Genomic DNA, 25,299 nt, shown 5'->3' on the forward strand with positions numbered 1-25,299 from the left:
GCACATATTTTTTTTAAGAGATAAGAAAGTATAAACATCCGAGGCTTATCATCCATATCTCACAAGAAAAACTTCATCTAATTGCGGTCTGTCATCTGTGAAAGTTTGTCGATAGACGTTTTTCTTATGGCGTGAGTGTGGTAATATCATACTGATTTAAGTCCAGTAACACCAAATGAGGTGGCCCATGAATCACAAACATTGGAAGCAGGCAGAAACCGCACTGGCTTGCATGGAAGTTATCAAGAACGGTGAAAACGACCCTGTAACGATTGAAGGCGAATCGGATGACCTGCGCTGCATCGGAATCGGTACGGATGCTGCGGTATTCGTATACGAACCATTGCCTGCCTATGCGTTTAAACTGTATGCTGCGGAGGCGCTGCCTAAGAAGGAAGCGGAGATTAAGGTCTATCAAGAATTGGTGGGAAGCCCCTATTTTCCTGCATTTTTTGGAGCAGGTGAGCGTTATGTGGCGATCAGCCATGAATCCGGATTAACGTTGTACGATTGTTTGCTCTATGGTGTATCCGTTCCAAGGCAGGTCATCGATGATGTCGAGGCTGCACGCTCCTTTGTGCGGAGCAAGGGCTTAAACCCGCGGGATATTCATTTGAAGAATGTACTGCTGCAGGAAGGCCGAGGCAAGGTACTCGATGTATCAGAGTATATTCAGGATGGAAACGACAAGCGATGGGAGCATCTCGTGTGGGCATACGACAACGTATATCCGCTGCTTGAGGGCAAGAAGTTACCGCTCTGGGTATTGGAGGCCGTGAAGAACGGATATTACCGTCTTGACCCATCCAGTGTGAATATGCAGGAATTTGCGGACCGGATTGGGCGACTGTTCTTCAGAAAATAGGATAACCGCCCCCATTCAAAACGGTTAGGAGCATTCCCTTCTTACCCTCTTATCAAACAAAGCGCTATATTCAGAACATATACGGCGGATTCAATCCCCCTGAGGCTGTAACTGCTCCAGGGGGATTATTGTAATTAGAAGATACTCCAGTCCATTTCCCGGGATATGGTTTGCAGCAAATGTACGCCGGCATAGCTGTTGCCCTTGTCATTCAGTGCTGGGCCTAACACACCGATTCCATAATGTCCCGGCACAAACGTTAAAATGCCCCCTGAAACGCCGCTCTTGGCGGGTAATCCTACATAAATGGCGAATTCTCCTGATGCGTTGTACATGCCGCATGTCGTCATGAATGTCTTGGCGATTTGAACATATCTTCGAGGTATGAGCGCTTTGCCGGTTAGCGGATCCGAACCGTTGCAGGCTAGCACCAAGGCCATTCTGGCTAGATCGGCGCAATCCACATGGATGGAGCAGTGTCGAAAATATACTTCTAACACCTCTTCAACATCGCCGCTTAGAACCCCGTTTTCCTTCAAAAAGAAGGATATGGAACGATTCAGATTCCCGGTTTCCGATTCTGAGCGGTAAACCCCCAAGTCATACTCCAAACCAGCGTTGCCTGAGAGCTCTTTAAGGAACTGAAGAATCCGGTCGGATTTCTCGTTCGGGCTGCCTCCGCGAATTAAGGAAGAAACGGTAATCGCGCCTGCGTTAATCATCGGATTGAAGGGAATGCCGGGCCTTACTAACTCCAGCTTCAGCATGGAATTAAAGTTGTCTCCGGTCGGCTCCATGCCAACCTTACTGAAGACGGCATCCTCTCCATTATCCATCAGCGCCAATATTAGCGTAAACACTTTGGAGATGCTCTGCATCGTAAAGCGCAGCCCGCAGTCCCCGGCGGTAGCGGATTCGCCCTGGGTGTTCAAAAGGGTGATGCCCAAAGCAGCATGGGGAGCTTTGGATAGCTCGGGGATGTAGGAGGCGACTTTGCCTCTGCCGACACATGGCAAGCTGGCTTCCAGCCAGCCGGGGAGCTGCTGCCTAATGGTTTCGATTTCGGGTGACATCATTTTTTAAGCCCCTTCCAGCATTCAGAATCTCGAACAAGGATTATGAAGACTTTTATAATAGGACGCTTTAGCCCGCCATGGCCATGTCCATGCTGCGGGTTTTTGTTTTGTTCTGGGCAAGCAGGTTCGTGTAAGTGTTCTCCACTAGTTTGTTAAGCTTTATGTAAGGTTCGTATAAAAATCGTGTAAGGTTCGCCTTCTATAATTACATCTGTGCTCAACTAACGACGACTTGAAGGAGAACGCAATATGACAACTATATTACAAGCAAAACATGTAGAAAAAACATTCGGTATTCAAGGGAATCAATATACGGCATTGCAAGATATCAATCTTGAAATTCAGGAAGGCGAATTTGTTGGCATTATGGGACCTTCCGGGGCAGGCAAATCCACGCTGCTGAATATTTTCTCGACGATCGATACACCATCGGCAGGCGATATTACGATTGCCGGACAACATATCGTGTCGATGGACGAGGAGCAGCTGTCCGATTTTCGCCGGAACCAGCTCGGATTTATATTTCAGGACTACAACCTGCTGGACACGCTCACTGTCAAAGAAAATATTTTGCTTCCCCTGGCGTTGTCCAGGGTGCCTGCGGCCGAAATCGAGAAACGGGTTAACGAGATCGCCGATACGTTCGGCATTCGCGATATCTTGGATAAATATCCTTATCACATCTCAGGTGGTCAGAAGCAGCGTACCGCAGCCTCACGCGCTATCGTTGCCAATCCAAGCCTCATATTGGCGGATGAACCGACGGGGGCTCTGGATTCCAAGTCGGCAACAAGCTTGCTGCAAAGCTTAAAGAAACTGAATGAGTTCCATCGCTCCACGATCATGATGGTCACTCACGATGCTTATGCCGCAAGCTACTGCAAACGCGTCATTTTTATAAAAGACGGACAGCTCTACCAGGAGCTTCATAGAGAAGACCAACTGCGCAAGGTGTTTTTTGATCAGATCCTGGAGGTACTGGCTGCACTTGGGGGTGAGCATGATGACACTGTTTAGCATTGCCAGAAAAAACATCCGCAAAAATTTCACGAATTACTTTTTGTACTTTGCTTCGATGATCTTTAGTATCGTCATTTATTTCACTTTTGTTTCACTAAAATATGATACTGCGATCCAGTCCGCAACGGAAGGGTCGACAAAAATCAGTTCGGCCTTTAGCGCTGCGGCCGTCGTGCTGATCATATTCGTGGCTATATTCATTTGGTACTCCAATTCCTTCTTTACCCGCAAGCGCAAGAAAGAAGTCGGATTATATTCGCTGCTCGGTGTTCGGAAGAAACAAATCGGCCGGATGTTATTTTATGAAAATTTTCTGATGGGTGTGCTAGCTCTACTGGCAGGGATTGCTCTCGGCTCGGTGCTGACGCGTTTCTTTGTATCCCTATTAATGAAGGTCATGGGTTATGACGCAGTGTCGAATTTTTCGATATCGCCTGCGGCCATCATCAACACCACCATCGTGTTCATGATCATTACGCTTATTACGTCACTGCAGGGTTACCGATTGATCTACCGTTTCAAATTGATTGAGTTGTTTCATGCGGATCAGGAGGGAGAAAGGGAACCGAAGGCTTCATGGATCACCGCCTTATTGTCTCTGGCATTCATAGGCACCGGATACTGGCTTGCTCTGCAGAACCTGTTGCAATCCAAGGCCTGGGCGGCGATGGGATTCATGCTAACGCCACTCGTTATCCTGATGACGGTGATGATTGGAACGTATCTGCTGTTCAGTACCCTGACCGTTACGTTGTTGAAATTATCCAGAAATAACAAGAACCGATTCTGGAACGGGATGAACATGATCGGCGTCTCCCAGCTTCTATATCGCATCAAAGGAAACGCGCGGACGCTGACGATCATTGCGGTGCTTAGCGCCACAACACTGACTGCTGTTGGGACGGCGTACAGCTTCTATTACAGCAATGCAAGCAGCGCACAGCAAGCGAATCCGAACAGCATGATGTGGATCTCCCGCGATAGTGATAGCAGCATGACGAAGCGAGTCGACGAGTTGATAGACTCTACTCCGCATCACGAGCTGTTATATCATGTGTCCGTCCCTGTCTTGGAAGTGGATGCTGATGTTAGAGGTCTTAGCGAGGCATTCTCGCATGACATTCAAACATTCAGCATTATATCCCAGCATGATTTCAACGAGCTGGCGAAGGCGCAGGGCCGTAAAGACACCATTACTTTAAGGAGAGAAGAGGCAGTTGCCATGGACCCGGCCTATTTCGAAGGAATATCACCGGCGTATGTGGGTTCTACAGTCACTCTCAAACAAAACAAGCAGGAGCAGCAAATTACCTTTAAGGAATTGAAGAAATACAGCGTGCTGAATATGGGAACGGTCTATTCTACTATGGTGGTAAGCGATGAGCTGTTTACGCAATTGGAGAAGCAGACAAACACCGTCATGCTGGAGGCATATGGTCTATCGAATCAAGACAAAGCGAAGCAGCTTACGGAGGATATTGAAGGCGTCTTGCCGGAAGGCGCGGCATTCGCCAGCTATTATCAGGATTATGCAAGAGGAATGGAATCGTCAGGCCTGTTGATTTTTATGGGAGGATTCCTGGGGCTTGTGTTTCTCACGGCGGCCGGCAGCAGCATCTATTTCAAGCAATTAACCGAAGCCAATTCGGACAAGGCAAGATATCAGATTTTAAACAAAATCGGCGTAAATCGGCGTGAGGTTAAAAAGAGCATAGCCCAGCAAGTCCTGTTCATCTTTGCTTTGCCGCTCGTTGCCGGCATTGCCCACTGCGCTGTCGCGCTTTCAGCTTTGTCCAAACTTCTGCATATGAATCTTGTGATTCCAGTTGTGATCTGTATGGGCGTCTATACCTGTGTTTATTTGATCTATTACGTCGTGACCGTTAGGTCCTACTATAAAATTGTAACCAAAACAAATTAACCTATCATAAAGGAGTAGAGTCATGAAAAAAACGATGATCTTCGGCGGCATTCTTGTCGCCATCCTCATTGGTTTTGTTGTATTTATTCAAAATGTGAACATTAACCGCTTCGGGACCGATTCATATTATGTGCAAATTCAAGATGGAACCAAAGTGGAAGACAAAGCAGATAACGGGGAGAAGTACATCTACTATGAGTACACCTTGGAGGGATTCAACAAAGAAGGGAAAGCGAAGACGTTGACCTTTACGGCGAACAAAGAACTGCGCAAGGAAGCGTACCTGCGTTTATACGTCAAAGAAAAGGGTGTCAGCTCCTATCAAGAGGTACAGGCAGACAAGCTTCCGGAACAAGCCAAAGTAAAGCTCGAAACGTTAGGAAAATAAGGACGATATCAGAGGGAGAGATTAACGTGACTCATGTAAAAGAAAGAACAACGATTCTATCGAAAAAGGTTATCATCGGCTCACTTGCATTGACATTGACTGCATGCCCGCTCATTAGCGCGGGTAGTGCAGCGGCAAAAGCTATTTCCCCTACTGCAATTTCACGAATTTCAGAGAGCGACGAAGCGCATGCACCGATTCAATATCACATTCAGGCGAGACTGAACGATAAGGACATGACCATACAGGGAAGCAGCATGGTTACCTATCGAAACACCAGTCAGGATACGTTGAATCAGCTGGTATTCCACACCTATGCGGATGCGAACCGTTCAAAATCAACACAGACGTCCATGTTTAAACGATCAAACGATGAAATCAGCAAGAACCATCCGGATAAGAAGCCGGACGATTTTCTTGGAGGTATTGATATTCAGGGAGTGAACGCAAACGGCCAATCACTTGATTTCCATAATGAAGATCAGGCTTTGACGATTCAATTGAAGAAGCCCATACAACCGGGCGCAGCGATAACGGTACATATGGACTTCTCTCTGAATATTCCGTATGGTTCGCAGCGGTTGTCGTATTATCAAGATATAATAAATGGCGCTCACTGGTTTCCGGTCATGTCGGTCTATGATGAAGAGAAGCATCAATGGAATACGACCCCTTACAGTCCATCCTTCGAAACGGATTATTACACTTCCGCAGATTATGAAGTAGAGTTCAATGTTCCCGACGCTTATCAGGTGGCGATGCCAGGCATGATAACGACACGGAATGACGTGGAATCCGGACGCAAGGTCGTTTCAGCTGTTGCCAACAATACAAGGGAATTCGTATTCTTTGCCAGTCCCAATTTCAAAGTAAACAGCGTTACCCGCGACGGCTTGACGATCGAATATTTTTATTTTGATAACGAACCCGGAAAGAAACAGGTCATGGATCGGTATATCGATCAGGCATTTAAAGCGATCGAATTTTTTGGTGATAAATACGGCGCTTATCCTTATCCGGAATTCCGAATCGTCGAGTCTTACGTGGAAGGCGTGGCTATCGAATATTCGCGGGTCATCCAGATGGGACAGGTTCACAGCAAAGCCGATCCCGCGCAGGACACGGTATTCATTCATGAAATCGCGCATCAGTGGTTCCACGCTCTGATCGGGAACGATTCGGAGAAGGAATCGTTCCTAGACGAAGGTTTTGCCGATTTTTCCAAGGTGTATTTTGCCGAGAAATTGGGGGATAAGCTGAATGGTTTTAAATCCATTCAATTTGACGATTCCAAGGTGGAACTTGCTATTGCATCGACCAATGACGAGGTGGGGGACTTGGCTAGTCCGGTTTATTACGAAAAAGGTCGCCAAGCGATATACCAATTGTACCGGTCCGTTGGCGAGGAGAAGTTTGACCACTTTATGAGGGAATATTTCAAACGCTATGTATATAAAAATGCCACAATTGAGGGACTTCTCCAAACGATTGAAGACGAGCTCGGAAAAGAGGCGCGAAACGAAATGGCCACGGCTCTATATCAACCGGGTTTTGTTCTTAAGCCTGAATACCAACTGTCGGACGAAGAAAAAACCGCATATTTGCATGATCAGTTTCAATTGCTGTATCAATCAGCCTTAACCCAAATTCCAGGCTTGCCCTACGAAACGATGAGCCGCATCATGGAGAAGGCCCTTCAAGGAGAGCCGTTATCGATCGTTCTGAGCGATCAAGTAAGCACTCAAACACGCAAGCAGCAAGAAGCCATGGTGAACCAGCTCACGATGCTTCTGGATATCAGCGGAGTGAAATATGATGTTATTCGGGATCGCCAGGTATTAAAAAAGAAATTGAAGAAGGAACTGGGGACAAGCAATCTGATCGTGATCGGCAACGGTAAATCAAACGGGGTGGTGCAGGCGCTGAAATCCGGTATTATCGAGCGGGCGAACAAAATGGGCTTTGCCTGGAAGGATACCATGAATCAACCGAGTGCTTCCGGGGCATATGCGATCAAGCATCCATTCAATCAAAATCGCTTAATGCTTCACTATTTTTGGAATGGTGATCATGTAACAGACGAGGTCTTGGAGACCTACATGGCGAACATGCAGGAATCCATCGGATTCACGAGCGCTTATTATCAGTATTATGTGTTGGACAAGAAGGGCAAGGTGGTGTTAGATAAAAAAGTGGAGAATCCGCTGTCGAAGTTTTTTGCGGAGGAGTAAGCTTGAAGTTCCCTTCTCGACTCTCCAAACGCTGTTGAATAGCAGCTTGGCAGGTGGGAAAAATGTTGGTTATAGCAGGGGGTGAACGAATTTGGCGTTTGATCAAAAGGTACTTGTCGTTGATGATGAGGCGGATATTGTCAGGCTTCTTCAAACCGTGCTGATCAAGGAAGGCATCGACCAGGTGTATACTGCGGGAACAGCGGAAGCAGCATGGGGTGAATTTCAGAAATGGCAGCCTGATCTTGTTATTCTGGATATCATGCTCCCGGACGGAGAAGGATACGAAGTGTGCAAGAAAATTCGCAGCGTCTCGAATGTTCCGATATTCTTCTTATCCGCGAAGACAGAAGAAATTGATAAAATCCTGGGCTTCGCCGGCGGCGATGACTACATTACCAAGCCATTTAGTCCGAAGGAAGTGGCTTACCGGATCAAAGCCCGGTTTCGGAGACCGGATATTACGGAGCTTGCGGACAAACCGAATCGCGTGATGAAGAAAGGCCCCTTTGAATTAGATGAAGAGAAGGTAGAGCTGAAGAAGAACGGCAAAGTCATTCCACTAAAACCGAAAGAGCTGGGGCTGCTTACGCTGCTGCTTAAACATCCGGGCCAGATCATTAGCAAGGAAAGTTTATATGATCAGGTATGGGGTGAGGAATTCTTCGGTTTTGATAATACCGTGATGGTTCACATCCGGAGGCTGCGGGAGAAAATAGAAGAGGACCCTTCCAATCCCCGCTATCTGCTCACGGTAAAAGGCCTTGGGTATAAGCTTGTTGTAGAGGATGAATAGGGGATGAAGTGGAAGCTGACCGGCAGGTATCTGGTCTCCGTGGTTCTTATCGTCGTCATCGTTATTATTATGAACATCGTGGTGATTATCGGCTTATTCATTCTACAAGCGGTAAATGAGGATCTCCCACTCCTAAATAGGCAAACCTCAGCAGAGTCGATATCCCGATCCTTTCAGGAATATATCGTAATATCGGAAACGGGAGCTACCATAAGCGAGAAGGGCAAGGAGATTCTGGAGAAAAATCAGGCGTGGGTTCAAATTCTGGATGAGGATGGTGAGGAAATCTACCGTTATCTTGCTCCGGAAGAGGCCAAAACCAAGTACGCCCCCATCGATATTGTACAGATATATAAGTATGTCGAGAAGGAAGTCCTTTCCACCGTCTTTATTGGCGAAAAGACAGGTTTCGAACATCGTTACAGTTACTTGGTTGGATTTACGACCCCATACCTGGAGCGGCAAGTGTTCACCATCGATTCACGGAACTTCGCGCAGACGTTTAAGGTTTTTAGTGTGTCCATTATCATTGTTGACGGATTCATCGCCTTATGTATCGCTTATATCTTCAGCAAGCGGCTGACCAAACCCATGTTTATCTTAATCGACAGCATTAAGCGTTTGGCTGGGCGTGATTATACCGTCTATCATCAGCCTAAGGGGATATATAAGGACGTGTTCGCCAATATCAATCTTTTGTCCCAAGAGCTGAAATCAAGCGAGATGGAAAGAAAGAAATTGGATGCGATGAAGGAAGAGTGGATTGGCAATATCTCGCATGATATCAAAACGCCTCTAGCTTCGATTCAAGGATATGCGGAGATGATAAAGGACACGGAATATCAGTTCTCCATGGACGAAATACGGGATTACGCCGGGATCATCGAAGGAAAGTCTAAATATTTGAGTGACGTGATCGAAGACTTGAATCTGTCCACCCGCTTGAGGAATAAAGAGCTGACGTTGAATATGAAAAATGTAAACATCGTAAGCCTGGTACGCAATGTCGTGATCGATACCCTCAATGACCCCAGGTACGCCAACCGGGATATTGATTTTAAGAGCAGTCATGAGGTCATTAAAATCGAGGTTGACGATATTCTGATACGCAGAGCAATAAGCAATCTGATCTATAATGCGATTGTTCATAACCGCGAGGATATTTCAATCAAGGTCGAGGTCGAGAAGAAGGAAGAGCAGATCGGGATTCGTGTGCAAGACGATGGAAAAGGCATTAAGCAGGAGGAGCTCGGAAGGATCTTCGATCGCTATTACCGTGGGACCCATACGGGGGAACTCCATAAAGGGTCGGGTCTTGGCATGGCCATTACGCATGACATAGTTATCGCGCATGGAGGACATATTCAGGTTCATAGCAAAGTTGACCAAGGCACGGTTATGGAAATCAAACTGGGGCGTACTTAGAGCGTCTGATATCCATGATGGTTTTCCGACGGTTAGAGATCTTGGTCAAGAGTAATAATGATGCAAGCAGGTTACACTACCGTTAAAAGGAGTGTATAGTTTATGAAACTGCTTGTTAAGTTATTGGTGCATGGAGTTTTGGTTACGGCACTGCTTGTTGGGCTTACCGATGCTTCGTTCACAGGGGCTATATTGACGGCATTAGGAATTGGTATCGTTGCTTATTTGGTGGGGGATTTATATATTCTGCCCCGCACCAGCAATGTGATGGCTACGATCGCGGATGTCGGCTTAGTATTTGTTATGCTGTGGATCATTGGCGGCGTTGCGAATTGGAACCTTAATTTCTCGGAGGTCCTGTTAATCGCGGTACTTGCAGGAAGCTTTGAGTATTTATATCATATGTGGCTTCGGGGCGAGAATCTGTTTAAAAAAAGACAGCGGGCCTCGTAAAACCAGAATGGAATCTATGAAACAAACACATAACGCGCGATCCGAAAAGAAGCCTGAAATCAGGCTTCTTTATTTTTATATATCGAAAAGAAGGTTTTGCTGAAAGGGCAAGGCTATAATTCTTGATTTTTGAGCAATTGAGAAGAAATTTTTAGCTGCTATTAGAGATAAACTTAAGAAAATACATGAAGGGAGAATTTCATTATGAAAAATGGAGAAAATCATTTGCAGCTTCCAAAAGTCCTATCCCCGGATGCGTGGCTATTCGATCGTAAGGAACTGATGGCCAAAGAAACTGGAGAGGAATCTCCCAAAATCGTGTCACGGGACGAGTGGCTCGTGGCTCGTAAGGCATTGTTAGCGAAAGAGAACGAAGTTACCCATGAACCGGATGCGATGCTGGTTGAACGAAGAAACCTGCCCATGGTCGAGATGGACAAGGATTACGTCTTCGAAGGTCCGGACGGCAAGGCAAGATTGCTGGACTTATTTGACGGTCGAAGTCAACTCATCGTCGGGCACTTCATGTTTGACCCGGACTGGGAACAGGGCTGCCCAGGCTGCTCAGCCGGTGCTGCCGAGATTTCGGATGACCACCTGAAGTTGATGCATGACCGTGACACCTCTTTTGTATACATCTCCCGTGCACCACTGGCAAAGATCGAGGCATACAAAGACCGCAAGGGCTGGAGCTTCCCTTGGTACTCTTCGTATGGCAGTGATTTCAACTACGATTTCCACGTTACGCTGGATGAGGCCGTGACTCCTGTAGAATATAATTACCGCACCAAAGCGGAGTATGAGCAGGAAGGTAATCCACTAGACTTTGAAGGCAAGCAGTCGATTGAGCTGCCAGGAAGAAGCTGGTTTCTTCGGGTCGGCGATCGCGTGTTTCACATCTATTCTGCATACCACGGATAGTGGCCTAAAATCATGAAAGGAGCAGGATCCTGAACGATAAGACCACTGCAAGGCCGCCGAAAAATGATATTAACCCTTTAGTAGGCAGTGCGAAGAATGCGCACAATCGTTTACTTGGAGGGGATAATATCATCATGAAGGCAGCCTTGTTCTTTTGACGTTTAATCCAAACTGCCCAATTGATTCATGATGTCCTGTCTTCGCTGATCAATATATTTACGTATCGTATCCGGTTCGGAGTCAAACACCTTGTCGCTCCACTTATGATTAGGGTCCTTATAGATATGGTCCGCAATCGCATTGTGCATTTTGTATACGATCGGCAGTTGGCGCCTCACGGTGAATACCGACTCAAGAAACCCTGACAGGAGAGCTTTATACCTCTGCCTGTGCGGACGGAAGGATAATATTTTCTCGGTCAGCTTATTATAACCTTGAATTTTCACTAGATCGGAATCTACTAATTTTCCATAGCAATTCCTTCCCCAGGTTCCCTCGTAGTCCCACGGGATCATGCGGTAAGTTCGAGTTTTTCCATGCTCAAACAAGGTGTAATTCTGATTAAAGCCATCATAATTCCCGGTTAATACCGCGCCGCATAACCACCGCAAATAATTTTCGATGTCCAGGTGCTTACGGAGATACTGCTGCAAATCGGCACCTACTTTTAGATGAATCTGCTGTACGAAGTTGGATAGCTTCACACGATCGCGTTCGGAACCTTTGATCAGGTTATAACCCGAGAAGGAGGATTTACCGGATGAACGCTTATCCGTAAAATCGGCATTGTCGTTAACGGCATAAATAATGCTGCGCACGGGAATTCCCCGCTTACGAAAAAAGGGAGTCTTGACTGCCTCAATATTAAGGTATACCCCCAGATTCTCATGATTCAGATGCAGCACGCAGTGGCGGGTCGACGGGCTTGGCACATGGATGGAATTGAAAAATTGAAAGGAGAGGGCGTTTCGAATCATGGAAGGGTCATCATATTCGGCATTGAAGTGGTAGGTATATTTTGAGGTTTTAATTTCATAGGATTTTTTCGGGTATTCACGTGTATGCCCTCCGCGATAGCGAATACGTATGGGTATTCTTTTTCCACCGCTAACCAGCTGTGCAGGCACAAAATGATTTGACCAAATATTGCTTTTTAACTGTTCATAATCCTTGTCTTTGATAGTTACGCGATACACAGGCAAGGGCATGAAGCTACCTCCTTCAAACTGGTAGACTATCGTTGATTTTATATGATTCGATTATATTAAACCAGTTCCTTTCTATTACGGGAAACATATGAATATATTACCGATAGACCTGATGGACAATTGAGGGGTATCCAATGCGGTCAAGATGACACCTGAAATATACCATTCATGATCTGTCGAAATATGAATCCTCGAAAGGAGCATGAACATGGCTTATAACAGGTTTGGTTTCGGGAATTTGGTAGGAAGAAACGTGAAGATCAACCGCGGCGGACCGGATTCAATCGAAGGTCTTCTGCTCGATGCTCAGTCAGACTACCTGGTTGCAGTTGCTGATGGCGGTTTCGTTTATGTTAAAGACGATCATGTCAAGAGCATTACGGATACAGGTAAATCCGGTGGAGCGAGAGAAAGCATCGTAAATCCGATCACGGCATACAACTTCGTAGGAGTCATGCAGGCCCTTCGGTATCGCCTTGTTAAAATTAATCGCGGCGGACCAGAAAAACTGGAGGGTATCATCGTTGACGTGAACCAGAACTATCTGATCTTAACCGTAAAAGGTCAAGAGGTCGTTCACATCCCTGTTAGCCATATTAAATCGATCACGGTTGTTCGTGGCGGAGGGAATAACCAATCCGGCGGCAATCAAAATCAAAATCAGAATCAAAATAGCAACTCTCAAGGCAACCAATCCAACCAATCTCAATCGCAAGGCAACCGCTCAGGCAGTAACCAATCGGGAGGCAACCAAGGAGGAAACCGTACGGGGGGCAACCAATCAGGAGGAAACCGTACAGGCGGTAACCAAACAAGAGGTAACCAAACAAGAGGTAACCAAACGAGAGGTAACCAAACGAGAGGCAACCAGACTGGCGGAGACTGGATGAACTGGACAGGCGGCAACCAATCCAGGAACCGTTCCGGCAAGCGCAATCGCAGCGGCAACCGTTCCAATAACCGCTCCGGCAACCGGAATCGCAGCGGAAAACGGAGAAATGGCGGCGAGTAACTTATCGTTCCATTACAAACGGTGTAATAACATCCAATTCCAGCCATCTTCTGCTCACTCATTTTATATAGGAAGCAATAGGAATTTAAACGTAACCAATGTTAGTCCTCCGCAGCGAAACACCTCACATGAATCATTGCGTTCTCCTCTTTTATAAGGTGAGTTGCATGAATATTCCCCCGATTCAGCCCCTTACCGATATCATTGTGCGTGCATTATTCATGTCTTGCCTCTGAATGAGCATTGGCTGCCGAAGGCATCCAATGCTTCCTTCAGGGGAATGTTTATCCAGTTCGACTATTGCAGTTATAAGCATGCACGTTGTCGTTCGATATCAACAATATATGCAGGCGCAGGCGTTAGGTGATGGTGATTCGTGATGCTTAAGATCTAGTTATATGATGTCGAAGCCATCCGTTACGCAGCGAAGTTTTTTTGTAAGGAGGGAAGAGATGGAACCATTACGTTCAATGATAGGCAAACGTGTTGAGTTGGAGCTTTCGGGCTGCAAGACGCTGCTTCATGGAGAATTCATTGATATGGGAAGCGACGTTCTGGTGTTATATTCCAATTCAAAATATATATATACTCCAATCCATCATTTACAGCATTTACGTTTATATGAAGAATGGGAAAACCCTGCAATGGATAGCGGTCCTGATTCTAAGATTGATCTCACCAATATTTCATATCGCAAAATGTTGATGAATTCCAGGGGCGTTTTTACGGAAATATACTTGGGAGGCTCACATTCATTGCATGGTTATGTGACGGGCATAATGAACGATTTCTTTGTGTATCACTCACCGATGCATCAGGCGGTTTATATTCCGGTTAACCACGTCAAATATCTGATACCGTATCCGCCCAACATGACCCCTTACAGTCTCAGCCAAGAACATTTTCCAGTACAGCCTTCCGGTGTTGCACTGTCCCGCACCTTGGACCAGCAATTAAAAAAGCTTGAGGGGCAGCTCGTCATATTCGATCTCGGCGAACATCCCCACAAAAAAGGATTGCTGAAATCCGTCAATGATAAAATCATTCAATTGGTTCTCGCCGGCGGAGACGACATTTACCTGCATATGGATCACATTAAATCGATCCATCTGCCCTAAAGCTGATACGCTAAATTTTTAGAAAGTTTCAGACTTCCCACTGACAGTTCATCTGGCGGTGGGGTTGCTATTTAACAAGCTCTGAGAAATGCCATATGAGTCGGTACTCATATTAATGAAGTCATTATTTAATCAATGAAGCTCTCCTTAAGAGGGAGGAGGGTATCTTTTCATGCGATCGAGCAGTTGTCCATCCGTGCTCGGATTCTCGCCGCTCACAAAATCTTTCATATAATAGGACAGATAGTCACCGTATCGACTTTCGGTCTGAAGGAGTAATTCATCCACGAAATAAACCCCATTTGCAATTTCATCTTTGAGGAGCGTGCATAATGCGCCATATAGGCCGCAGGCGACCTGAAAATAGGTGGCGTTGATATGATATTGAGGGAAAATGTCATCGCTGCTCAGAACATTATACATATACCGCTCTTTGTCTGGATAAACAAGCAGAACCCCCACTAAATCTTCTCCTCCGACTTCACCATTCACCGGATCAAGCACCTGCTGATCCCATTCCCATATTTCGTCAATATCTTCAAGCTGGGAACGGATTAAATGAATGGTATGGTCGCTTACGCGGTAGATAAAACCAGTCTCCATATCGAAGAGTTTGCCGAGGGTCAATACTTCCTCATGAGGCATTAATGATCCATAGAATTGTTTCTTTCCCAACGTGACCTTGAATTCAAGCTCGTATACCGGAAGATGCATGGTGAACGGAAACCGATGCTTCATGAACATTGGATAGTTGAGAATGGCTTCATCGAGAAAACATTCTGGCGACCAAGTGGAGTAAATCGTGCGCTCTTTAACAAGAGAAGGGTCTTTGTATAGTGAAGTGTCATGTTCAACGATATAACAGGCCAGCGGTTTCTCGCCAGGTGTTTCGTTCATTAACTTGATGGCCATCCACTGGACGACACCCGGATTCATACCGGTGCCGATGATGGCGGCAGATCGTGAGGGTTGATTTCGGCCTTCCTGGAAAATTCGGTACCTTTCCAAGAGCGTATATCCTGCAAGACTCTCATTCTCATCCACTTTCGGATTTTCAAGCGCGGTATTCATATAGTGTACGCCGGTTTCTTGGCAGCATGTAAGCATATCGACCGTATCCGCCCATGATACATCGATGACATGCGTGGTGCCGGTCGAGCGCAAATGCTGGCGAAACTGTTCCAAATGGTTCAAATCGAATTGGTGCAGTGTCGCATGCTTGAGCAAATTCGGCATGAATGTTCGATAATGTGCCGCTTCTTCCTGCTTCAGGTCGATCAGATGAATCTTGCTGTGCTTCATAAAGATATGAATGGGGTCATGGATATCGCCAAGGCTTTTCTCTAAAAGCGAGAGGATTGCTTTAGCCACTCCGCCGGAACTCCCAAGTATGCTGATAACGATGGGAGGCTGCTTCATATTCTACCAACTCCTTTCTAGTAACACATTATTCATAGAGTGGTGGAAAGGTCTGTACGAACACACACGGAATGCTGATATTCGTTCGAAATCATGATATGTACATAGTCAGCGGAACGAATTGGACGTAAAAGAGAGAGCAATGAATGATGTGCGTATTCTTCATCGTTCTTAAAGAACGATGAACGGCGCGCCACATCATTTTCAATGCTCTCCTCGAGTTGCCGCATCAGCATCAGTATAGCCATTGAACCCAAAAGGCCAGAATCACCAGCGTAAATATAAGGGTAGGAGGGATGGTCAATATCGTGACCTTGATATAATCCTTCCATTTGATTTTGACATGGTGCTGTTTCAGAATATGAATCCATATAAGGGAAGCGAGAGTACCCATCGGGAGAAGCAGCGCTCCAATATCACTGCCGATTACACTTGCGAGGTAAGCAATCTTGAGAGTTAGCGGATCAAGGTTCATATTGGTTAGCGTGATGGTGCCTACCATCAGGGCAGGGTGATTGTTAAAGAGGATCGATAATAAAGAGAGAAGGCCACCCATTAACAAGCTGGCGTTTAGTAGATCTGTTGCAACGATAGGTTCGAAGAATTGGATCAAAAGCTGCGTTAAACCGATGTTATGAAGTCCATAGATGAGCACATACATCGCGAAGGCAAAGACAAGAATATGCCAGGGTGTTTTTTTCAATAAATCGTTTGGGGGGATTTTCAGAACGGCCCATCTCCAGGACAATAGAATGGTTGAGCCTAGGATGGCAACAATTTCGATAGGTATTCCTAGATAGGAAGCAACGAATAAAGCAATTCGAACAGTAAAAACAAACAGGAGAACATTACGCATAATCAAATTGCGTTTGTGAACATCTGCTGGAGATTTCAGGGAACTGCTTAGCGGATGTTTACCTTCGCCCAAATGTTTCTTCACATGAAGCCTACGCGGCAGCTGATGTTTAAAGCAGAGGAATAACAGAAATACGAGCAGCAAAAGCCCGAGGGTCGCCGGAACGAACATCATCATGGTGTGCATGTAAAGATCCATGTCCACAATTTCTAAAGCGATTAAATTTACGATATTGCTGACGCCTATAGGTGCACTTGATGCAGTGGCTATGAGTGCGCCTGAGAGTAGATAAGGGATTTTTTCATGGTTTTTGAGTCCGAGTCGCTTGAGCAGAATAAGGAGGATCGGCGTTGTAATGAGTATGCTTCCATCATTGTTAAAGAATAGCGTCATTAGAAAACATAATAAATTGACATACCAGAACAGCCGAATTCCCGACCCTCTAGCTCTGGCCGCCAAGCCCTCGGCAGCCCAATTGAAAAACCCGAAACTCTCGAGTATGATGGCCATGACAATGGTGGCTATAATCGTAATGGCAGCGCTGCTTAAGGTTGACCCGATCGTTAGGAGGTCCGGCAACGATACGCTCCCACTTAATACAACGATTGCAGCACCAACGGAAGCCGGTATGGCTTCATTTAATCCATTCGGACGCCATATGATTAGAACCATGGCGATTATAAAGGCTGCAATGGTTAGTGTGATCACTGCTGGACTGAGCATGGAGTGTCTCACTCCCTTCTATCATTGATCGTTTGCAATGGTTACGTATCCTTATTGTCGGGGATCACGACACTAATAAAAGCAACTTGCTCTCTTGCAGCCTCATCCTTAATAGATTCAATTGGAATCTGTTTAGGAGGCGTTAGTAGAGAGTAAAGTCCCCAGCCTGCCAACAAAATAACAATGAGCACGATCACGAATATCACTCCTCGCCGTCACTTATTCATTTTTTGTAAAGATACCTACCATTCATAATTAGTAGATAGATATACTCTATTTATATGTATCGAGGACTGGCATTGCTCTAATGGATTTGCCTTGATCGCGCGATATTCCGCGATTGTAGGGTCGTGCATGCGATAGGTAGTCTTTTAAACATGAAGGGGATGAAGGTAGGATTCTGGAAATGGACAAAAGGGGACGAGTCTGCGGGAACATATAGAATAACCCCGCTGCTCAAATAGAGCAGCGGGGCTATTTTCACCTCAACTTACGGTATTCACGGTTTAGCATTCTTCCAATAAGCATAAGCATGCACCACGCTACCGGTAAAGGAAGGTGAATCCTTCAATAAATCAGGCAGCTTGGCAAGCTCTTCCTCCATGTAACCTGCTCCTTCTTCATAGAAGGAAATATGATCGCCTTCATGGCTGGCTTTGATCTCTACAGAAATCTTGATCGGCTTGCCCAGCTCATCGGCAAATGCAATCTCTTCCTTAGCGACCCCGACAATCCCGTTCGATCCTTCCGCTGTATCCCGGAAGGCCATGAGAGAAACATGGTCCATACGGTTGATCATCCACTTGCTGAGCGACATATCTTGGCCGGTAACTTTATATTTGTCCAGCCATACGGCCATATCCATGCTTGCTTCCAGGTTGGAATCTTTTTTCAATTCCGTAACAAAGACATCCAGATTCGCGGTCCATTCGGAAATAACCTGCTGCGAATTTTCCCTCCATGCAGGCAGCACATAAGGTTCAATGTCCAGATGAATGCCATGAAAACGCTCATTGCCTTCCACTGCGCGGTTGTAGTTCTTCACGTAATTGACCAATCGCAGCATTCTGGGCCGGTTCTCCTCAAGTGCCCATATCGGATGGCCACCCATGGCATGAACCTCAATTCCGGCTGCAGCCGCTTGTTTAACAAACGATGAGTACGAACTGTAAGGCTGCTCCAGGTCCAGCCTTACATACAGCCAGTTCAAGTTTTTCGCTTTCGCAAAATCAAGTATTTCCTGACTGTTTTGAATCACCTCATGGGCTTCCCATATATAGGTGCCTCTTACGATAGGGTCCCGTGTAACCGGATCCGCATCGGGCACGCGACCGCCTTCTCCCGGTTCAGGATCCGGATCGGGGGCCGGCGATGGAGAAGTTGGTTCCTTATCGTCTGGCGGTACGCTCTCATCATCAGACATGTTTTGCCAGTTGCGAATATCGTGGATAGCGATTCCGGCAAAGGATGCATATGAACTGAGCGCACTGGACAGATGCTCCAATTTCTCGTTCATTCTTTCCTTACCATGTCCATAAAAGCTGGTGTGAGACTCACCCGGCATTTCCTTCGTATTAACCCCAATAAGAATCTGCTTACCAAGCCTGTTGGCAAGCTCAAGCTCATCTCGCGTCAGGTCCAGAATCCCATGCTCGGATTCTACCTCGTTCCGGTAGGCCATCACGGTAACATGATCAAATGTACCGATCAGCCATTCATTCAGACTGGTTCCACTACCCAAGGTGTATGGATCAAACCAGAAGGGGATGTCGATTCCGAGCTCCAGGTCGTTCCTGGATACTTGATTCAGGAATACCTTAAGATTTTGTTCCCAGGTGCTGATGATCTTGTCCTTCTCATCCTCCCAGTGGGGAAGCACGTACGGCTCTATATCAAGATGGATTCCGTCAAATCTGGCACCAGCCGAAACCTTGCCGTTATAGTTGATCACCCAATCAGCGAGTCCGAGCATATCCTCCCGATGTTCGGTGAGGGCCCATCTTGGATCTCCTCCTAAAGCATGCACCGCGATTTGATTCTCATGCGCACGCTGTATAAATGCCTCGTAAATCTCGGACGGCAGTTGACGATCAATCTGTAAGTAGATTAGATTAATTCCCTCTTCTCTGGAAAAACGAAGCACTTCTTCGCCGCCATCCTGAATCAGATTCGTCTGCCAGATCCAAGTTGCTTTTTTTGTAGCATTTTCTCCATAAGCCGGGGTATGAAGCCCCACCAGAAGCATGACAGCCAAGAGGCCGGCAAGCATCGGGTAACTTTTTACTTTCATGTTTTTCCTCCGTTTCTCTGCGAGAACTCCACATATTCTCTATTTAGTAAACGGGGTTATTATAGCATTGATACCTCAAAAAAAGATGAGCCCTTGTTCTCACGGGACAGGGAGCAAGGATTACATCGAACGAATGATCGGTTTAAAAGGAACTACTCTATATTTGGAAATGTTTAACTAAATGAACTAAATTATATGAATTTGAACAAGATTAAGGCTAACTGCTTAGGAAAAAAGTTGTGTTTTTGACTTCGATATGGCCTAGTGTCACTATTTTAATAAAAAACTTCATTAAATTTATGGGTTATGGAGGAGATTTGAAAGCTTACATCATAGCGACTAGTAATTTAAGGGAGAGGAGCGGCTCGTCAGATTTGGACCGCGAGACTCCGCATATATGGAAACGATTTGTCATGTTGAAATCTTAAAATGAGATCCGTATATTGCTTGGAATTCAAGCCCATGCTAGGACTAAAAAGATAAGGCGGGCGCACATGATTAATTTGGAATCGAGATTGGAGAATATTGAAGACCGTTTTGTGAATATTGATACCTATCTATGTAAACATGATTTTACGTTAGCCGGCAATTGGGATTACAAGCATGGCTATCTGGACCGGCGGTTGGACCAGGAGCGGATGGTGTGGCTTCGGATCCCTTTTCTGGTCACCAAAGGCAGCTTGGACGGCGAATGCGGCGGTTGTCATGCTACGATAAAGCTTGGCCGTCCATTCGTGTTCAGACATATATACAATACGGGAACCGACAAGCATGCGGTACCTCGTTTAATGGGAGCTCTCTTTGATCAATTCCAGGCTCCGATCGACCCTGACGCATCGGTGGATGATATGTGGATTGAACAAGCAAGAAAAGTCTTGGACGAAGTGGAGACAGGGTACTTGCACTAACACTCGGCGCTATTCGAGGAGATCAAGTTTTCTTGATCTCTTTTTCATATATCCATCATAACAAGTAAAGGAGCTCTGAGGCATGCTGCCGCCAAAGGGCTCCTTTTTTGTATGGGCAGAAAAGAAATATGGCAATTAAAGAATATCCTTTGAAAACTTTAGTACTTTTGTAAAAGCGGGATCAAATGATCAAGCATCCTGATATAGTAGGATAGACAGGCTTCAATATGCTGCCAACATGGAATGATTAAATAAATGAAGAAGGTGATACCACCCATGAACAAAAAAACATTATTTAATGATGGATGGACATTTGCAAAAAGCAGTCTTGACCTTACGGATTCGGCGAATCTCAAATTCAAACCCGTGGATATTCCCCATGATTGGCTTATTTATAATACGGAGAATTTATATGAAAACAGCATAGGCTGGTATCGGAAGCTATGGTCGTGGAATAACGAAGGCGGTCAGGTTCTGCTGTGTTTTGACGGCGTGTATATGGATTCTTCGGTCTATGTCAATGGTCATTACGTGGGTGAATGGAAGTATGGCTATTCCTCCTTTGAACACGAAATAACGGATGTCCTGGTAGAAGGGGAGAATGTCATCGTTGTGAAGGTGGTGCATCAAAGTCCGAACAGCCGTTGGTATTCGGGTGCGGGCATCTATCGTAATGTGTGGTTAAAGACAAGGGAAGCGAACCATATCGCAACGGACGGTATTTACATATCGACAAAATATCAGGAAAACGGATGGTTGGTCGAAGTCGACACGGAAGTGAACATCGTAAATGATGTGCTTATCAGCCACGTGATCATGAAGGATGGTCAGAGGATCGCAGAGGTGTCAGATCGCGTCAACGCAATCCGCACTGGCAGCATAACGAATACGCAAACTTTAGCCGTAGAGCGTCCATTGCTCTGGAGCCCGGATGAGCCTCATTTGTATCAGTTGGTTACCGAAATGAAGGTGACTGGAACAGATCGACCGGCAGACTCGCACGATGAAATGGTAGAATCGGTATCGCACAACGTGGGATTCCGCCACATTCAGCTTGATCCCAATCAGGGCTTCCTCTTGAACGGCAGTAAACTGAAATTGAACGGCGTTTGCGAGCATCATGATCTCGGAGCCTTGGGAGCAGCCTTCAACAAAACCGCCCTAGCCAGAAGATTGGCCATTTTGAAAGACATGGGAGCTAACGCGATCCGCACCGCTCACAATATGCCTGCAAAGGAATTGATGGATCTTGCGGATGAGATGGGACTGCTGATCGTATCGGAAGCCTTTGATATGTGGGAACGACCGAAAACCTCTTATGATTATGCAAGGTTCTTCCCGGATTGGGTTCGGCGCGATGTGAAGAGCTGGGTCAAGCGGGACCGGAACCATCCGTCCCTCATGATGTGGAGTATCGGTAATGAAATATATGATACCCATGCGGATGAGAGGGGGCAGGATATAACAAGAATGCTGATGGCAGAGGTCCGACGATACGATCCCAAGCAAAATGCAAGCGTTACCATCGGGTCCAATTATATGCCTTGGGAGAACGCTCAACAATGTGCCGACATCGTAAAGGTGGCAGGTTATAACTATGCCGAGAAATATTACGAGAAGCATCACCGGGAACATCCGGATTGGATCATCTATGGCAGCGAGACCGCGTCGGTTGTACAAAGCAGAGGCATTTATCATTTTCCGTTTGAAAAATCCATTCTGGCCGATGATGACGAGCAGTGTTCCTCCCTTGGAAACAGCTCGACAAGTTGGGGGGCCAAATCGGCGGAGGCCTGCATACTGGCTGAGCGGGATATGCCTTTCTCGCTGGGACAGTTTATATGGACCGGATTCGATTATATTGGAGAGCCTACGCCGTATCATACCAAAAACTCTTATTTCGGACAGGTGGATACGGCCACCTTTAAGAAGGATTCTTATTATATCTATCAAGCGGCCTGGACGGATTACCAAGTGAAACCTATGGTGCATCTGCTGCCATATTGGGATTTCAACGATGGTCAATGGATCGATGTTCGCATTTGTTCCAATGCGCCCAGCGTCGAACTGCAGCTTAATGGGGAAACCATGGGTAAGCATGATATTGACCATGCACACGGAAGAGAACTGGTGGGTTGGTGGAAGATTCCTTACGTGAAAGGCAAATTGAAAGCGATCGCTTATGACGAAGCAGGCCGTATCGTGGCTACGGATATACGATCCTCATTTGGTGATGCCAAGCGAATTGTTTTGCGCCCGGATAAAGAAGAATTAACTGCCGACGGAACAGACCTTATCTTTGTTGAAATCGCGATGGAAGATAAGGACGGCCATGCCGTCGAGAACGCGAATAACCGGGTGGAGGTCCATGTCACGGGTGCCGGGCGATTGCTTGGACTCGATAATGGGGACAGCACGGATTATGATCCGTACAAAGGCCGGAGCAGAAGGTTGTTCAGCGGTAAACTGATGGCGATCATCGGAGCAACATTGGAGCCAGGCCAAATCCGAATCGAAGTGTCTTCGATTGGTATGGAGAGCCGAGTTCTACATTTGACATCCGTTCCTGCACGGGATGAAGTGAGGAAGGGCATATCGGCAAGCATGAATAACGAAGAGGGGCCGTGCCTGACGGGGAGTATGCTGGAGCTTCCGCTTCGCAAGATGGAACTGATCAGCGAAGGAGGTCAAACCTTTCATCCGTCCAATCGGCAAATGGTGGTGCATGCCATTTTACATCCGCCAAAAACCTCATATCAAGAGGTCGAATGGGCTGTCGTGAATGATGCCGGCATCGAATCCAACATCGCCAGTGTGGAAGCCGATGGGCATAAAGCCATCGTGACTGCTCTTGGCGACGGTGAGTTTCGTTTGAGGTGTACGAGTCGGAACGGGACGGATAAAACCAAGCTTATTTCTCAGCTTGAATTTCAAGTCGACGGTTTGGGTGCAGCGTACAAAGACCCATACTCCTTCATTTCTGCAGGACTGTATGACTACAGTCAAGGTGAGGTTGGAAACGGGAACGAAAGAGGCGTAGCTACGAGCAGAGACGGCGAGACGCAAGTCGGGTTTCGGGACATCGATTTTGGTCCCCATGGTTCCGATACGATAACCATTCCGATATTTGCACTATCAAGCGAAGCGTACTCGCTGCAAATCTGGGAAGGCATGCCCGGTGAGGAGGGCAGCTCTTTGCTGGCCGATTGTATGTATCAGAAAGAGTCCAAGTGGAACGTGTATCAGGAAGAAACCTACCGGTTGTCCAAGAAGCTGCGCGGCATCACGTCAATATGCTTTGTCCTTCGTCAGAAGGTGCATATCAAAGGGTTTTATTTTCAAGCGGGGAATCGAGCGTTCGAGCAGAATTTTGCCGCAGATAGCGATCGGATCTATGGAGATACTTTTCAGATTATGGATGACAAGGTTGTTGAAGGTATAGGAAATAATGTTTCCCTTGAGTTTGACTCTATGGATTTTTCAGAAGCAGGTACATCGAGACTGGCGGTATACGGCCGTTCAGCCATAGATAAGAATACGATTCATATCCGGTTTGCCCATTCGGAAGGGGAAAGCAATCAGCTTGTTGAATTTACGCAGTCTGATGGATACGAAGAGCGAATATTCGATCTGGAGCATGTGACCGGCAAACAGAAGGTGACGTTCATCTTCCTGCCGGGAAGCCAGTTTGATTTTGGCTGGTTCCGGTTTGTACGATCAGGTTCATAATACACGGGTTATCGAGGCTGCTGATCCAATCGGCAGTCTTCTTTTGTTTTAATGAAGATAAGAATATCTCTGAACGGATTCATAGGCATTTAATTAACCCTGCGGTATAATTAAATGGTTGACATACCTAGATGGAAGGGAACGTGATGGAAATGAGGCCAAACCATAGACCGAAGAGCAAGAGGTGGCGCAGGTTCTGCATATGGACCCTATGCATTTTAGTCATGGTGATTATAGCGGCTGGGGTCCTGCTGGACTCCCTCGCCTATGAACCGCTGGAAGAAGCGCAAGCGGTGTTTCAACATGATACCAAAATAACCATCGAACAACTTAAAGACGGTTATCGTTTCGAGCCAGCGGGCAGGGAGGTTATCCAGCCTGACATTATATTTTATCCGGGTGGTTTGGTGGAGCCCGAAAGTTATGCGCCTTTTGCCAAGAGAATGGCTGAGAAGGGGCACCGTGTGTATATTGCATCCATGCCTTTGAATCTCGCCGTGTTCGGACAGAATAAGGCGGATGCGTTTATATCGGAGCATCCCGGCAACCGTTATGTCATTGGTGGGCATTCCTTAGGCGGGGTTTTTGCTGCCAGATATGCATCTGAACATGCGGATGTTATTGACGGTGTATATTTTATGGCCTCATATGCGGATGATGGAGGCAAGCTAAACGGATTGAAAATGTCCGCGCTCCAGATGACCGGAACGCAGGATGGTGTTCTTGATCGAACAAAATGGGAAGCTGCAAGAGAGAATCTGCCGGACGATACGACATACGTGGATATTGCGGGCGGCAATCACGGACAATTCGGTTCTTACGGTTTCCAGAAGGGAGACAATGAAGCTTCCTTAACCCCAGAAGAGCAGTTGATCGAAGTGACGGAGGCTATGGACATCTGGATACAAGCTATCGATTCGTTTCAACGCTGAAACTGAAA

The 25,299-nt window shown here is 46.4% G+C and carries 20 protein-coding genes; 14 read left to right on the plus strand and 6 right to left on the minus strand.

Features of this window, described 5'->3' with window-relative positions:
* Window positions 1-187 precede the first annotated feature (187 nt).
* Complete coding sequence (locus PAEVO_RS06125) at window positions 188-865, plus strand: protein kinase family protein (protein ID WP_100536753.1); 678 nt, start codon at window positions 188-190, stop codon at window positions 863-865.
* A 134-nt stretch (window positions 866-999) separates the two neighbouring features.
* Here the strand turns inward: PAEVO_RS06125 and glsA are convergent, their stop codons facing one another.
* Window positions 1,000-1,941: a glutaminase A gene (glsA, locus tag PAEVO_RS06130; protein ID WP_100536754.1), complete on the minus strand. Its 942-nt coding sequence runs from the start codon at window positions 1,939-1,941 to the stop codon at window positions 1,000-1,002.
* A 249-nt stretch (window positions 1,942-2,190) separates the two neighbouring features.
* On the opposite strand from glsA, the gene PAEVO_RS06135 reads away from it, so the two are divergent.
* The 8 genes from PAEVO_RS06135 to PAEVO_RS06170 all read left to right on the plus strand — a co-directional run bounded on the left by PAEVO_RS06135 (window position 2,191) and on the right by PAEVO_RS06170 (window position 11,096).
* A complete protein-coding gene (locus tag PAEVO_RS06135) occupies window positions 2,191-2,958 on the plus strand; it encodes an ABC transporter ATP-binding protein (protein ID WP_100536755.1) in 768 nt (255 codons plus the stop codon).
* Complete coding sequence (locus PAEVO_RS06140) at window positions 2,945-4,882, plus strand: ABC transporter permease (protein ID WP_100536756.1); 1,938 nt, start codon at window positions 2,945-2,947, stop codon at window positions 4,880-4,882. The genes PAEVO_RS06135 and PAEVO_RS06140 overlap by 14 nt, the downstream gene beginning before the upstream one ends.
* Window positions 4,883-4,904: 22 nt before the next feature.
* Entirely contained in the window at window positions 4,905-5,270 is a 366-nt protein-coding gene (locus PAEVO_RS06145; RefSeq protein ID WP_100536757.1) for a YxeA family protein, read from the plus strand.
* A 26-nt stretch (window positions 5,271-5,296) separates the two neighbouring features.
* Window positions 5,297-7,501: a M1 family metallopeptidase gene (locus PAEVO_RS06150; RefSeq protein WP_100536758.1), complete on the plus strand. Its 2,205-nt coding sequence runs from the start codon at window positions 5,297-5,299 to the stop codon at window positions 7,499-7,501.
* A 91-nt stretch (window positions 7,502-7,592) separates the two neighbouring features.
* Window positions 7,593-8,297 (plus strand): response regulator transcription factor, encoded by a 705-nt coding sequence (locus PAEVO_RS06155; protein ID WP_100536759.1) that lies wholly within the window; start codon window positions 7,593-7,595, stop codon window positions 8,295-8,297.
* Window positions 8,298-8,300: 3 nt separating this feature from the next.
* Entirely contained in the window at window positions 8,301-9,722 is a 1,422-nt protein-coding gene (locus PAEVO_RS06160) for a sensor histidine kinase (RefSeq protein WP_100536760.1), read from the plus strand.
* A 102-nt stretch (window positions 9,723-9,824) separates the two neighbouring features.
* Window positions 9,825-10,175, plus strand: coding sequence for a DUF2512 family protein (locus PAEVO_RS06165; RefSeq protein ID WP_100536761.1), 351 nt, complete (start codon window positions 9,825-9,827; stop codon window positions 10,173-10,175).
* A gap of 204 nt (window positions 10,176-10,379) precedes the next feature.
* Window positions 10,380-11,096 (plus strand): DUF899 domain-containing protein, encoded by a 717-nt coding sequence (locus PAEVO_RS06170; protein ID WP_243390643.1) that lies wholly within the window; start codon window positions 10,380-10,382, stop codon window positions 11,094-11,096.
* A 161-nt stretch (window positions 11,097-11,257) separates the two neighbouring features.
* On the opposite strand, the gene PAEVO_RS06175 is transcribed toward PAEVO_RS06170, so the two are convergent.
* Entirely contained in the window at window positions 11,258-12,304 is a 1,047-nt protein-coding gene (locus tag PAEVO_RS06175) for a CotH kinase family protein (protein WP_100536762.1), read from the minus strand.
* A 208-nt stretch (window positions 12,305-12,512) separates the two neighbouring features.
* Here PAEVO_RS06175 and PAEVO_RS06180 point away from each other — a divergent pair, with 208 nt between their 5' ends.
* Complete coding sequence (locus PAEVO_RS06180) at window positions 12,513-13,316, plus strand: hypothetical protein (RefSeq protein WP_100536763.1); 804 nt, start codon at window positions 12,513-12,515, stop codon at window positions 13,314-13,316.
* A 452-nt stretch (window positions 13,317-13,768) separates the two neighbouring features.
* Window positions 13,769-14,434 carry a DUF2642 domain-containing protein gene (locus tag PAEVO_RS06185; protein WP_100536764.1) on the plus strand — a complete coding sequence of 222 codons (666 nt, stop codon included), beginning with the start codon at window positions 13,769-13,771 and terminating at the stop codon, window positions 14,432-14,434.
* A gap of 147 nt (window positions 14,435-14,581) precedes the next feature.
* On the opposite strand, the gene PAEVO_RS06190 is transcribed toward PAEVO_RS06185, so the two are convergent.
* From PAEVO_RS06190 to PAEVO_RS06200, 4 genes are all read right to left on the minus strand, one after another.
* Window positions 14,582-15,853 carry a saccharopine dehydrogenase NADP-binding domain-containing protein gene (locus PAEVO_RS06190; RefSeq protein ID WP_100536765.1) on the minus strand — a complete coding sequence of 424 codons (1,272 nt, stop codon included), beginning with the start codon at window positions 15,851-15,853 and terminating at the stop codon, window positions 14,582-14,584.
* 235 nt (window positions 15,854-16,088) lie between these two features.
* A complete protein-coding gene (locus PAEVO_RS06195; RefSeq protein WP_100536766.1) occupies window positions 16,089-17,432 on the minus strand; it encodes an ArsB/NhaD family transporter in 1,344 nt (447 codons plus the stop codon).
* 41 nt (window positions 17,433-17,473) lie between these two features.
* Window positions 17,474-17,629: a hypothetical protein gene (locus PAEVO_RS33700; protein ID WP_165789620.1), complete on the minus strand. Its 156-nt coding sequence runs from the start codon at window positions 17,627-17,629 to the stop codon at window positions 17,474-17,476.
* A 302-nt stretch (window positions 17,630-17,931) separates the two neighbouring features.
* Window positions 17,932-19,722, minus strand: a complete 1,791-nt coding sequence (locus tag PAEVO_RS06200) for a hypothetical protein (RefSeq protein WP_100536767.1) — start codon at window positions 19,720-19,722, stop codon at window positions 17,932-17,934.
* 494 nt (window positions 19,723-20,216) lie between these two features.
* On the opposite strand from PAEVO_RS06200, the gene PAEVO_RS06205 reads away from it, so the two are divergent.
* From PAEVO_RS06205 to PAEVO_RS06215, 3 genes are all read left to right on the plus strand, one after another.
* Window positions 20,217-20,630, plus strand: coding sequence for a YugN-like family protein (locus PAEVO_RS06205; protein WP_100536768.1), 414 nt, complete (start codon window positions 20,217-20,219; stop codon window positions 20,628-20,630).
* A 276-nt stretch (window positions 20,631-20,906) separates the two neighbouring features.
* The gene (locus PAEVO_RS06210; RefSeq protein ID WP_100536769.1) at window positions 20,907-24,359 is read left to right on the plus strand and encodes a glycoside hydrolase family 2 TIM barrel-domain containing protein; all 3,453 of its coding nucleotides are present in this window, start codon (window positions 20,907-20,909) and stop codon (window positions 24,357-24,359) included.
* A gap of 224 nt (window positions 24,360-24,583) precedes the next feature.
* On the plus strand, window positions 24,584-25,291 hold the full coding sequence (locus PAEVO_RS06215) for an alpha/beta hydrolase (RefSeq protein ID WP_243390644.1): 708 nt from the start codon (window positions 24,584-24,586) through the stop codon (window positions 25,289-25,291).
* The last annotated feature ends 8 nt before the right edge of the window (window positions 25,292-25,299 follow it).

The organism is Paenibacillus sp. GM2FR, from assembly GCF_002803325.1.
Classification (GTDB): domain Bacteria; phylum Bacillota; class Bacilli; order Paenibacillales; family Paenibacillaceae; genus Paenibacillus_AQ; species Paenibacillus_AQ lautus.